This window comes from Achromobacter sp. Bel, from assembly GCF_012928505.1.
GTDB lineage: Bacteria > Pseudomonadota > Gammaproteobacteria > Burkholderiales > Burkholderiaceae_B > Achromobacter.
In genome coordinates, this window is sequence record NZ_JABBJN010000034.1 from 32,074 (window position 1) to 44,244 (window position 12,171).

At 65.1% G+C, this 12,171-nt stretch carries 11 protein-coding genes; 7 read left to right on the plus strand and 4 right to left on the minus strand.

Annotated features, from left to right (window positions below; genetic code table 11):
• Positions 1–12 precede the first annotated feature (12 nt).
• The 3 genes from boxB (at position 13) to HG262_RS20345 (ending at position 3,273) form a co-directional block, all read left to right on the plus strand.
• Positions 13–1,440 (plus strand): benzoyl-CoA 2,3-epoxidase subunit BoxB, encoded by a 1,428-nt coding sequence (gene boxB / locus HG262_RS20335; protein ID WP_169272739.1) that lies wholly within the window; start codon positions 13–15, stop codon positions 1,438–1,440.
• A gap of 56 nt (positions 1,441–1,496) precedes the next feature.
• Positions 1,497–2,750: a benzoyl-CoA 2,3-epoxidase subunit BoxA gene (gene boxA / locus HG262_RS20340; RefSeq protein ID WP_169272740.1), complete on the plus strand. Its 1,254-nt coding sequence runs from the start codon at positions 1,497–1,499 to the stop codon at positions 2,748–2,750.
• Between the two features lie 79 nt (positions 2,751–2,829).
• Positions 2,830–3,273: a MaoC family dehydratase gene (locus HG262_RS20345; protein WP_006222824.1), complete on the plus strand. Its 444-nt coding sequence runs from the start codon at positions 2,830–2,832 to the stop codon at positions 3,271–3,273.
• A 76-nt stretch (positions 3,274–3,349) separates the two neighbouring features.
• Here HG262_RS20345 and HG262_RS20350 read toward each other — a convergent pair whose 3' ends face one another.
• The 3 genes from HG262_RS20350 to HG262_RS20360 form a co-directional block, all read right to left on the minus strand.
• The gene (locus HG262_RS20350; protein WP_169272741.1) at positions 3,350–4,336 is read right to left on the minus strand and encodes a TRAP transporter substrate-binding protein; all 987 of its coding nucleotides are present in this window, start codon (positions 4,334–4,336) and stop codon (positions 3,350–3,352) included.
• A 229-nt stretch (positions 4,337–4,565) separates the two neighbouring features.
• Complete coding sequence (locus HG262_RS20355; RefSeq protein ID WP_105559071.1) at positions 4,566–5,759, minus strand: acyl-CoA dehydrogenase; 1,194 nt, start codon at positions 5,757–5,759, stop codon at positions 4,566–4,568.
• Positions 5,760–5,891: 132 nt separating this feature from the next.
• A complete protein-coding gene (locus HG262_RS20360; protein ID WP_169272742.1) occupies positions 5,892–7,574 on the minus strand; it encodes a thiamine pyrophosphate-binding protein in 1,683 nt (560 codons plus the stop codon).
• A 170-nt stretch (positions 7,575–7,744) separates the two neighbouring features.
• Here HG262_RS20360 and HG262_RS20365 point away from each other — a divergent pair, with 170 nt between their 5' ends.
• The 4 genes from HG262_RS20365 to HG262_RS20380 all read left to right on the plus strand — a co-directional run bounded on the left by HG262_RS20365 (position 7,745) and on the right by HG262_RS20380 (position 10,916).
• Positions 7,745–8,659: a LysR substrate-binding domain-containing protein gene (locus tag HG262_RS20365; protein WP_169272743.1), complete on the plus strand. Its 915-nt coding sequence runs from the start codon at positions 7,745–7,747 to the stop codon at positions 8,657–8,659.
• 5 nt (positions 8,660–8,664) lie between these two features.
• The gene (gene xerD, locus HG262_RS20370) at positions 8,665–9,648 is read left to right on the plus strand and encodes a site-specific tyrosine recombinase XerD (protein WP_169272744.1); all 984 of its coding nucleotides are present in this window, start codon (positions 8,665–8,667) and stop codon (positions 9,646–9,648) included.
• Positions 9,649–9,713: 65 nt separating this feature from the next.
• Entirely contained in the window at positions 9,714–10,202 is a 489-nt protein-coding gene (ybaK, locus tag HG262_RS20375; protein WP_169272745.1) for a Cys-tRNA(Pro) deacylase, read from the plus strand.
• A gap of 135 nt (positions 10,203–10,337) precedes the next feature.
• Positions 10,338–10,916 (plus strand): DJ-1/PfpI family protein, encoded by a 579-nt coding sequence (locus tag HG262_RS20380; protein ID WP_006222832.1) that lies wholly within the window; start codon positions 10,338–10,340, stop codon positions 10,914–10,916.
• Positions 10,917–11,031: 115 nt separating this feature from the next.
• On the opposite strand, the gene adhP is transcribed toward HG262_RS20380, so the two are convergent.
• Complete coding sequence (gene adhP / locus HG262_RS20385; RefSeq protein ID WP_169272746.1) at positions 11,032–12,057, minus strand: alcohol dehydrogenase AdhP; 1,026 nt, start codon at positions 12,055–12,057, stop codon at positions 11,032–11,034.
• Positions 12,058–12,171 lie beyond the last annotated feature (114 nt).

Below are 12,171 nucleotides of genomic sequence, written 5' to 3' on the forward strand. Positions count from 1 at the left end.
AAGGAGCGAGACATGTCTGGAATCAATTACACCGATAAGATCCCCAATAACGTCAACCTGTCCGGCGACCGCACCTTGCAACGCGCGCTGGAGCATTGGCAACCGAACTACCTGCAATGGTGGCAGGACATGGGGCCCGACGGCTCGCACGGTTTCGATGTCTACCTGCGCACTGCCGTCAGCGTGGAGCCCGATGGCTGGGCCAATTTCAACCACGTCCGCATGCCCGACTACCGCTGGGGGATCTTCCTGGCACCGCAGGACGGCCAGCGCAAGATCCACTTCGGCGAGAACATGGGGCGTGACGTCTGGCAGGACGTGCCCGGCGAACACCGCGCCAACCTGCGCCGCATCATCGTCACGCAGGGCGACACCGAGCCGGCCTCGATCGAGCAGCAGCGCCACTTGGGCCTGACCGCGCCGTCGCAGTACGACCTGCGCAACCTGTTCCAGATCAACGTCGAGGAAGGCCGCCACCTGTGGGCGATGGTGTACCTGCTGCACCGCTATTTCGGCCGCGATGGACGCGAAGAGGCCGATGCGCTCTTGCAGCGCAGTTCGGGCGATTCCGACAATCCGCGCATCCTGGGCGCGTTCAACGAGAAGACGCCGGACTGGCTGGCCTTCTACATGTTCACCTACTTCACCGACCGCGACGGCAAGTTCCAGCTGTGCGCGTTGGCCGAGTCCAGCTTCGACCCCCTGGCCCGCACCACCAAGTTCATGCTGACCGAAGAAGCACATCACATGTTCGTGGGCGAGTCGGGCATTTCCCGCGTGATCCAGCGCACCTGCGAAGTGATGAACCAGCTGAAGACCGACGATCCGGAAAGCGTGCGCGCCGCCGGCGTGATCGATCTGCCGACGATCCAGCGCTACCTGAATTTTCACTACAGCGTCACGATCGACCTGTTCGGCGCGGACCAATCTTCCAACGCCGCGATCTTCTACGGGTCCGGCCTGAAGGGCCGCTACGAGGAATCCAAGCGCACCGACGACCATCAGCTGAAAAACGACACCTATCGCGTGCTGACCGTGAACAACGGCAAATTGAACGAGATCGAAGTGCCAATGCTGAACGCCTTGAACGAAGTGCTGCGCGACGACTTCATTCGCGATTCCGTGGCAGGCATCGGGCGCTGGAACAAGGTCATCGAGAAAAGCGGCATCCCGTTCCGCCTGCATGTGCCGCACAAGGCGTTCAACCGCCAGATCGGCACGCTGGCCGGTATCCGCATGTCTCCCGAAGGCGAGATCCTGTCGGAATCCCAATGGCAGGCCAATCGCCACAAGTGGTTGCCCACGCCGGAGGACCGCGCGTTTGTCGCGTCGCTGATGGGCCGCGTGACCGAACCCGGCAAGTTCGCCAACTGGATCGCGCCCCCCGTCATGGGCATCAACCGCCAGCCGGTGAATTTCGACTACGTCCGTTTCAACTAAGGCGACAGGGCGGGGCGCGTTTGCGCGCCGCCCGCCAGCGCATTGGGAAGACTGCGATGAACGCCCCCCTGCCCGTACAAGTGCTCAAGCAGCATCTGATCGACCCCGAGATCTGCATCCGCTGCAATACTTGCGAAGAAACCTGTCCGGTCGATGCGATCACGCACGATTCGAACAATTACGTGGTGGACCCCGATATCTGCAATGGTTGCATGGCGTGCGTGCCACCGTGCCCGACGGGGTCGATCGACAACTGGCGGCTGGTGCTGCGCACCGACGCCTACTCGGTGCAAGACCAACTGGGCTGGGAAGAGCTGCCATTGGAAAAGGCATTGCCGGAAGGGGCGGATGCGGGCGCCGGCGCGCAATCCGCCTTGGCCGACCCCGACGCGCCCGCGCCGTCTTCAGCGATGGCTGCACCGTTTTCGCCCGCAGGCGCATCGGTGCCGCCGTGGTCTGCCGCGCATCCCTACGTCAATCTCTACACGCACAAGGCGCCGATGACGGCCACGGTCGTGGGCAACTACCGCGTGACCGACGCCGATACCGAAAGCGATATCCACCACATCGTGCTGGACTTCGGCGATCTGCCGTTTCCGGTGCTGGAAGGCCAATCCATCGGCATCCTGCCCCCGGGCACCGACGCCCAAGGACGACCGCACCACGCGCGCCAGTATTCGCTGGCCAGTCCGCGCGATGGCGAACGCGCCGGCTACAACAACCTGTCGTTGACCGTGAAGCGCGTGACCGAAGACCATGGCGGTGCCGCCGCGCATGGCGTGTGCTCGAACTACCTGTGCGATCTGGCCAAGAACGACACCGTGCAGGTGATCGGCCCGTTCGGCCATACCTTCCTGATGCCGAACCATCCGCGCGCCAATCTCATCATGATCTGCACGGGCACGGGCTCCGCGCCGATGCGCGCGATGACCGAACGCTACCGCCGCCGCATCGATACCGGTGAAAACGGCCGCCTGATGCTGTTCTTTGGCGCTCGCACCGAACGCGAACTGCCGTACTTCGGTCCGCTGATGAAGCTGCCCCGCGATTTCATCGACATCAATCTGGCGCTCTCGCGCGAGGCGGGCCAGCCCAAGCGCTATGTGCAAGACCTGATCCGCGAACGCGCGGCCCAGGTACGGGATTTGCTGTCGGACCGCAACACCTGCATCTACGTGTGCGGCTTAAAGGGCATGGAAGTCGGCGTGCTGGACGCCTTGCGCGACGTGGCAATGCAATCGGGGCAGGATTGGTCTATTCTGCATGATGTGCTGCGCCGCGAAGGGCGCCTGCATTTCGAGACGTACTGAATCCGATAAATGAGCGTGACACACGTGAAAACGGCGCGCCACGGCGCGCCGTTCGCGTTGGCTTGGGGGAAAACCAAAAATGAAGTTCGCCGAATTCAAAGACGGCATGTTGATCAAGGCCGGTCCGGTCACCATCACCGAGGCCGAGATCCTGGAGTTTGCACGCAAGTTCGATCCCCAGTGGTTCCACACCGACCCGCAACGGGCCGCGGAAGGGCGTTGGGGCGGGCTGATCGCCAGCGGCTGGCACACGTGCGCGCTGGCCATGCGCATGGCGGTGGACGCCGCGCTGCATGACTCCGAATCTTTCGGTTCCCCCGGTTTGGGCGAAGTGCGCTGGCGCACCCCGGTGCGTCCGGGCGATACCCTGCGTCTGGAAGCGCGGGTGCAGGGCGCCCGCACCTCATCTTCGCGCCCCGATCTGGGCATCATCACGTGGGCGTGGACCGTCATCAACCAGCACGACGAAGGCGTGCTGGAACTGGACGCAACGAGCTTGTTCGATCTGTCGGGCGAGAACTAGGCGCGAGGCCTTCCGGGCGACGTATCGCCGCGTCAGGTCCGCGCGGCCGGGTTGCCCCGGCGGCGCGCTTGCGCCGTCAGCGGTTGGCCCCTCCTTTCAGGATGCCTGCCGCATCGGGCCCGACCGCCGTCTTCCAGGCTTGCACCGAATCCGCCGCCGCGCTGCGCAGCGCACGGCGAACGGCGGATGGCACGGTGGTATTGATCGCGACGCCGTTCTTGCGCATGTTGGCGTAGTTCTGCTGCAGGCGGCCGTCGATGCGTTTCCATTGTTCGATTTCCGTCTGTGCCGCGGCCTGGTCGATGGCGCGCCGCGACCGCTCGTCCAGCGCCTGATAGGTCTGCAGGTTCATCGTCGCGACCGAAATCGGCATCGCATAATTGATCTCGGCGAAGTGGGGCAGATATTCCCAGAGCTTCCGTCCGGCGCCCCCGTCGCCCGACGACAGCACGGCATTCACGTCACCGGCGGCGATGCGCGGCATGGCGTCGGCAAATGAAATGGTCTCCGCACGGGCTCCGGCCTTCTGCATTACCTCCTGGGACGTGGCGTCATAGGTGCGGATGCTCAGGCCCTTCAGCGCGGCCAGGCCGTCGATCTTCTGTTTGGACCAGATGCCGGAAGCGGGCCACGGCGTGGTGTAAAGCAGCTTCTGCCCGTGGGCGGCCAGCAGCTTTTCGTAGGCGGGCCGTGCGGCTTTGTTCAAGTTGCGGGCTTTGGGCAGGGAGTCCGCCAGGAACGGCAAGGACGATACGCCGAACAAGGGATATTTCTTGGCCAGCGCGCCGGCGAACGCGTCGCCCGCATCCACTTTGCGGGTTTCGACCGCGTCGATCATGTCGGCCGATTTGATCCCCTTGGACGCGTCGTACGAGGCGTCGATCACCACGTTGCCTGCCGATTTTGCGCGGACCAGCTCCGCGAAGGTGGACACGCCTTGTCCCGGCATGGACGTCGCCGGGTACTCGGTGGCCATCGTCAGGGTGGTGACGGCATAGGCGCCATGGGCGATGAAGGGCAGAGCGATAACCGCCATCAGGCGGAGGGATGAACGGACGCGCATTCGCGACTCCAGGTCGGGGCAAGTGCACAAAGCGTACGGCGTGTGCAAGCCCGCGCCTATACGGGCTAACGGCAATGCGTCGGGGGGAGGCGACAAAAAAAAGGGCAACTGCGCCGCGCCGGCTTCGCCTGCTTGCGGCCCCCATGAGGCATGTTTGTCTTGGGGCGGCCCGGCAACAAAAAAAACCGCCCCGAGGGGCGGCTTCTTATTGCGGCTACCGGTCAGGCGATCAATAGAACGCCTGGATGCCGGTCTGCGCGCGGCCCAGGATCAGGGCGTGCACGTCGTGGGTGCCTTCGTAGGTGTTGACCACTTCCAGGTTCACCAGGTGGCGGGCCACGCCGAACTCGTCGGAGATGCCGTTGCCGCCCAACATGTCGCGGGCCAGGCGGGCGATGTCCAGCGCCTTGCCGCACGAGTTGCGCTTCATGATCGAGGTGATCTCGACGGCGGCGGTGCCTTCGTCCTTCATGCGGCCCAGGCGCAGGCAGCCTTGCAGCGCCAGCGTGATTTCGGTCTGCATGTCGGCCAGCTTCTTCTGGATCAGCTGGTTGGCGGCGAGCGGGCGGCCAAATTGCTTGCGATCCAGCGTGTATTGGCGGGCCGTGTGCCAGCAGGCTTCCGCGGCGCCGACAGCGCCCCAGGCGATGCCGTAGCGGGCGGAATTCAGGCAGGTGAAGGGACCCTTCAGGCCGGACACGCCGGGCATCATCTGGTCTTCCGAGATCTCGACTTCGTCCATGACGATTTCGCCGGTGATCGAGGCGCGCAGGCCGACCTTGCCGTGGATGGCCGGAGCCGACAGGCCCTTCATGCCCTTTTCCAGGATGAAGCCGCGGATCTTGCCGTCGAACTCGCCGCCGACGCACTTGGCCCACACCACGAACACGTCGGCGATGGGGGAGTTGGTGATCCACATCTTGTTGCCGGAGACCTTGTAGCCGTCGGACGTCTTGACGGCGCGGGTTTCCATGCCGCCGGGGTCGGAACCGTGGTTCGGTTCGGTCAGGCCGAAGCAGCCGATCCACTCGCCGCGGGCCAGCTTGGGCAGGTACTTCTGCTTTTGCGCTTCGCTGCCGAATTCGTTGATCGGGACCATGACCAGCGACGACTGCACGCTCATCATCGAGCGGTAGCCGGAGTCGATGCGTTCGACTTCGCGGGCGATCAGGCCGTAGCTGACGTAGTTCATGCCAGCGCCGCCATAGGCTTCAGGGATGGTGGCGCCCAGCAGGCCGAGTTCGCCCATTTCCGAGAAGATTTCCGGATCGGTCTTCTCGTTGCGGAAGGCGTTCAGCACGCGGGGGGCAAGCTTGTCCTGCGAATAGGCGTGGGCGGCGTCGCGCACCATGCGTTCTTCTTCGGTCAGTTGCTGGTCCAGCAACAGGGGATCTTGCCATTGAAAAGAAGGATTCGAGGACATGCTGGGTCTCCGCTATGGATTTCCGTATTCGGAATCTAGAAAGTTTAAACCTAAAATAATTCGGGCGGCAAGTTGGGGTTTGCACGGCAGCGCGCCAGAGGCTCGCCGCTGGCTATGCCGCCCGGTCTGGTATCAATGCTGGGCCTTCAGCGCCGCGTCGCGGATCTTTTCCAAGGTGGTCGACGGGGTGATGGTTTCCGGATCGATGAAGCAGTGCAGGATCGCCGGCTTGCCGCTGGCCAGCGCCCGCTCGAAGGCGGGACCGAACTGCTCGGTGGTCTCGACGCGTTCACCGTGGCCGCCGAAGGCGCGCGCATAGTCGGCGAAGTCCGGGTTCTTGAGTTCGGTCGCGGATACGCGGCCGGGGTAGTGTTTTTCCTGGTGCATGCGGATGGTGCCGTACATGCCGTTGTCGACCAGCACCACGATGATGGGCAGGTCATATTGGACGGCCGTGGCGAACTCCTGGCCATGCATCAGGAAGCAGCCGTCGCCCGCGAAGCAGACGACGGTCTTGTCGGGCCACACGCGCTTGGCGCCGACAGCCGCCGGCAGGCCGTAGCCCATCGACCCCGAGGTGGGCGCCAGTTGCGTGCCGAAACGGGTGAAGCGGTGGAAGCGGTGCAGCCAGGTGGCGTAGTTGCCCGCGCCGTTGGTCATGATGGCGTCGGCCGGCAGCGTCTTTTCCAGATAGGCCATGACCTGGCCCATTTGCAGCGCGCCAGGGGTGGTAATGGTTTCCGGGTCGCTCCACTTCAGGTACGACTCGCGCATGGCCTGGGTGCCTTCGGCCCACACGGGTTTGGCAGGTGCCTTCAGGCCGGCCAGCGATGCCGCGAAGGCGGCCGGCGACGTGTTGATGGCAAGGTTGGCGCGGTACACGCGGCCCAGTTCAGCGGTATCGGGATGCACGTGCACCAGCTTTTGGCGGGGCACCGGGATGTCCAGCAGTGTGTAGGCCTGGCTGGGGTTTTCCGACATGCGGCCGCCGACCAGCAGGATCAAGTCCGCGTCGGCCACGCGCTTGAGGAGCGCCGGGTTGATGCCCAGGCCCACGTCACCGATGAAGCAGGGGTGGTCGGCCGGGAACAGCATCTGGCGGCGGAACGAGACCGCGGTGGGCAGCGCATGGCGCTGCGCGAAGTCGGCGAACTGCTGTACGGCGCGCGCATCCCAGCGCGTGCCGCCCAGGATGGCAACCGGGTGCTTGGCGTCGGCCAGCAGCTTTTCCAGATCGGCCAGTTGGCCGGCGGTGGGGGCGGATTCGATCAGCTCGTAGCGGGGGGCGTCGGCCACCTTGGCGGCTTCGACCAGCATGTCTTCGGGCAACGCGATCACGACGGGGCCGGGGCGGCCCGACGTGGCGATGTGGAAGGCGCGCGAAATCAATTCGGGAATGCGCTCGACCTGGTCGATCTCGGTGACCCATTTGGCCTGGGTGCCGAACACGGCGCGGTAGTCCATTTCCTGAAAGGCTTCGCGTTCGCGCATGCCGCGTTCGATCTGGCCGACGAACAGGATCAGGGGGGTGGAGTCCTGCTTGGCAATGTGCACGCCGGCCAGCGCGTTGGACGCGCCCGGGCCGCGGGTGACCATGCAGATGCCGGGTTCACCGGTCAGCTTGCCGTGGGCGTCGGCCATCATGGCCGCGCCGCCTTCCTGGCGGCAGACGGTGACCTTGATGTCCGCGTCGTGCAGGCCGTCCAGCACCGCCAGGTAGCTCTCGCCAGGAACGCAGAAAACATGTTTGACGCCCTGAGCGACCAGTTGGTCGACCAGAATGTGACCGCCAAGGCGGGAATCTTGCTGGGGCATGAGGGGGTGTCGTGGTGAGCCGAGGATAGGACTCCCGAGCATATGTTCCTTGATCGCACAACGCAATTGATAAAATTGCACAATCTATTGATCCTCCGGCACGTAGTGCCCTGTTGCGCCGCCGCAATCGGCGCGCCCGGCCCCGGCCGGTTTCAGGCTGTCCCCGCCCCATGAGAAACGGCATTCCCAATCTGAGCGCGCTGCAGGCGTTCGAAGCATCGGCCCGGCTGGGCAGCTTTTCCCGCGCGGCCGAGGAACTGTCCCTGACGCACAGCGCCGTCTACCGGCAGGTGGCCAGCCTGGAATCGCGCCTGGGGGTGCAGCTGTTCACCCGGGTGCGGCGCCGCATTGTGCTGACCGACCATGGGGCGGAATACGCGGGCCGGATCCGTCACCATCTGGACCAGATCGAAAAGGATACCTTCGGCCTGGTCAGCCGCACCGGCATGGGCCGCAGCATCCATATCGCGGTGGTGCCCACGCTGGCCACCACGTGGCTGATTCCGCGCCTGGCGGATTTCCAGCGCGAACACGGGGACATCACGGTCAGCCTGTCGGTGCGCACCTTGCCTTTCCAATTCAAGGACCAGCCCTTCGACGGCGCGCTCTACCATGGCGACGGCCTCTGGCCGGGCACCCAGGGGGGGCTGCTGTTTCCCGAGCGCGAATTGGTGCCCGTGTGTGCGCCGGAACTCGCGGCCCGGGCGGGGTTGGCCACCGACTCCGGCGTCAGCGCGCTGGCCGGCATGACCCACCTGCATCTGGCCTCGCGGCCGGACGCCTGGCGGCAGTGGTACGGCGCCAACAATCATCTATATGGTCCGCACGCGGCGGGCGGGCCCCGCTATGAACTCTTCACCATGGTGATGGCCGCGGTGCAGGCGGGGCTGGGGGCCGGTTTGATGCCGCGCTTCCTGGCGCAGCCGGCGCTGGACCAGGGCACCCTCAAGATGCCGGTGCCGCAGTCGCTGACGGTCAGCCAGGGCTACTACTTCGGCTACCCGCAGCGCAGCGAACGGTCCGACGCGCTCAAGCTTTTCGAAAGCTGGTTGAAGTCCGCCGCCGCCGGCGTGGGCGAAAGGTGAACCGCATGTCAGACCCCCGCCCGCCGCTGGCTTCCCAGGCCGATATCGACGCTTTCATCGACGCCGTCTGGCTGGAGGACGGCCTGTCGGCCAACACGCTGGCCGCCTATCGCCGCGACCTGACGGGCTTTGCCCGCTGGCTGGAAGACCCCGACGCCTACGCCCGCGAGATGGCCGACCGCCATGGCGACGCCGCCCCGGCCCACGCGTTGCCTGCGGGCCCTGCCAAACCCTTGAACGAGGCGCAAAAGGCCGACATCGAGGCCTGGTTCGCGTTCCGCCACGAAGAAACCCGCGCCACCACGGCCAACCGCCGCCTGGCGGCCCTGCGCCGCTTTTACGCCTGGGCCTTGCGTGAACATCGCGCCGAACGCGATCCCTGCCTGACGCTCATTGCCGCCAAGCAGCCGCCGCGCCTGCCCAAGACCCTGTCCGAACAGCAGGTGGACGCCTTGCTGCGGGCGCCCGACCTGGGCCAGCCGCGCGGCCTGCGCGACCGGGCCATGCTGGAAACGCTGTACGCCACCGGTTTGCGGGTGTCGGAACTGGTGGGCGTGCGCGCGCTAGATGTCAGCCTGAATGAAGGCGTGGTGCGCGTGGTGCTGGGCAAGGGCGGCAAAGACCGCTTGGTGCCGCTGGGCGCCGAAGCGGCGCATTGGATCGACCAATACCTGAAGACCGCGCGGCCCGAGCTGGCGGCAGGGCGTCAGAGCGATGCGCTCTTCATCACCGGCCGCGCCGAAGCGATGTCGCGCCAGGCCTTCTGGCAGCTCGTGAAGAAATACGCGCTGCTGGCCGACATCCATGCTCCGTTGTCGCCGCATGTGCTGCGCCACGCGTTCGCCACCCATCTGCTCAATCATGGCGCCGACCTGCGCGTGGTGCAGATGCTGCTGGGCCATGCGGACATTTCCACCACGCAGATTTACACCCACGTGGCGCGCGAACGCTTGAAGGCGCTGCATGCGGCGCATCACCCCCGCGGCTAGCCGCCCGCGCCGTGCAACGGCTGCCACTGTCTTACACTTTTCGTTTTCCCGATTGACGCCTACCCATGAGCAAAGCCCGCCACGTTTCTGAAACGCCCGCCACCCAGTTCCTCAAGCAGAACAAGGTGGTCTACACGGAACACACCTATGACTACGTGGACCACGGCGGAGCCGGCGAAGCGGCGCGCCAGCTCGGCCTGGACCCGCACGCGGTGGTCAAGACACTGGTGATGGAAGACGAATCCGCCAAGCCGCTGATCGTGGTCATGCATGGCGACCGCGAGGTCTCCACCAAGAACCTGGCGCGCCAGGCGGGCCTGAAGAAGGTCGAGCCCTGCAAGCCCGAGGTCGCGCAGCGGCATTCCGGCTATCAGGTGGGCGGCACGTCTCCCTTCGGCACGCGCAAGAAGATGCCGGTATGGGTCGAGGCTGAGGTGCTGGACTACCCCGTCGTCTACATCAACGGCGGACGACGCGGCTACCTGATCGGCATCGACCCCAAGGTGCTGGTGACACTGCTGGGCGCCAAGGGAGTGTCCGTCGCGCTGGAATAACGCCCGATCGCCGGCGCGGTATTCCCATACCACCCACCTGATTTCCGCCAGGGGCACAATGGGGGCAGAACATCAAGAACCGGAGCCCGGCCTGTCGGGCGCGCAACCGGCTGCCCCCATCCCTAGGAGACAATCATGAGCAAGAGACTGTTGATGCTGGTCGGCGACTATGCCGAAGACTACGAGACCATGGTGCCGTTCCAGACGCTGCTGGCCGTGGGGCACACGGTGCACGCGGTCTGCCCGGACAAAAAGGCCGGCGACACCATCGCGACCGCGATCCACGATTTCGAAGGCGCACAGACCTACAGCGAAAAACGCGGTCACAATTTTGCGCTGAATTTCGACTTCGACCGCGTCGAGCCTTCGTCTTATGACGGTCTGGTGATCCCGGGCGGACGCGCACCGGAATACTTGCGCTTGAATGAAAAAGTACTGGATATCGTGCGCGGTTTCGATCAGGCCGGCAAGCCGATCGCCGCCGTGTGCCATGGTGCGCAGTTGCTGGCCGCGGCAGGCATCCTGAAGGGCCGCACATGCTCGGCGTACCCCGCGTGCGCGCCGGAAGTGCGCTTGGCCGGCGGCACGTACGCCGAAATCGGCATCGACCAGGCCTATACCGACGGCAATCTGGTGACGGCGCCGGCGTGGCCCGCGCATCCGGCGTGGCTGTCGCAGTTCCTGGCCGTGCTGGGCACGAAGATCACGCCCTGACGGCCCAGGCTCAGGCCGCATGAATGGCGCAAGGGCCTGGGGCGGCAACCGCTCCAGGCCCTTTCCGTTGTGATACCAGCGTCGCGATGCCTGCGTGGCGGCGCTTGTTCCTGGATCAGGCGAAATCAAGCACGATGCGGCCTTCGATCTGGCCCTGCTTCATGCGGTCGAACACGCTGTTGATGTTCTCCAGGCTTTCCGTGGCGACGGTGGCGTGCACCTTGCCTTCTTCGGCGAATTGCAGGGACTCCTGCAAGTCCAGGCGCGATCCCACGATGGAGCCGCGCACGGTGACGCCGTTCAGCACCATGTCGAAGATCGACAGCGGGAAATCGCCCGGCGGCAAACCGTTCAGCGCGACGGTGCCGCCGCGGCGCACCATGCCTAGCGCCTGTTCGAACGCCTTGGGCGAGACGGCCGTGATCAGCGCGCCATGGGCGCCGCCGATTTCGCGCTTCAGGTAGGCGGCGGGATCGGTGGTCTTGGCGTTGACGGTCACTTCCGCACCCAGGCGCCGGGCGAAGTCCAGCTTGGCGTCGTCGATGTCCACCGCGGCGACATTCAACCCCATCGCCTTGGCATACTGCACAGCCATGTGGCCCAGCCCGCCGATGCCCGAAATCACGACCCAGTTGCCCGGGCGCGTGTCGGTCATCTTCAGGCCCTTGTAGACGGTGACGCCCGCGCACAGCACGGGGGCGATGTCGACGAATCCCACGTTCTTGGGCAGCAACCCCACGTAATCGGCCGCGGCCAGCGCATACTCGGCAAAGCCGCCGTTCACGGAGTAGCCCGCGTTCTGCTGCTGTTCGCACAGCGTTTCCCAGCCGCCCAGACAGTGCTCGCAATGGCCGCAGGCGGAGTACAGCCACGGGATGCCGACGCGGTCGCCTTCCTTCACATGCATGACGCCTGCGCCCACGGCGACGACGAAGCCCACGCCTTCATGGCCGGGGATGAACGGGGGATTGGGTTTGACGGGCCAGTCACCTTCGACGGCGTGCAGATCGGTGTGGCAGACGCCGCACGCTTCGATCTTCACCAGGAGTTCGCCTGGACCGGGGCGGGGTACCTCGACTTCTTCGATTACCAAGGGCTTGCCGAATGCGCGTGCAACTGCGGCCTTCATGGTCTTGTTCATCACTACCTCCGAAGTCTGATCAGTTTCACTATGCTCGAACGCCCGCGCGTTCCAGACCATGATTTATATCAACCCAGGCGACATGCACAGCCAGCGGGAAACGTGTGGTTGCAG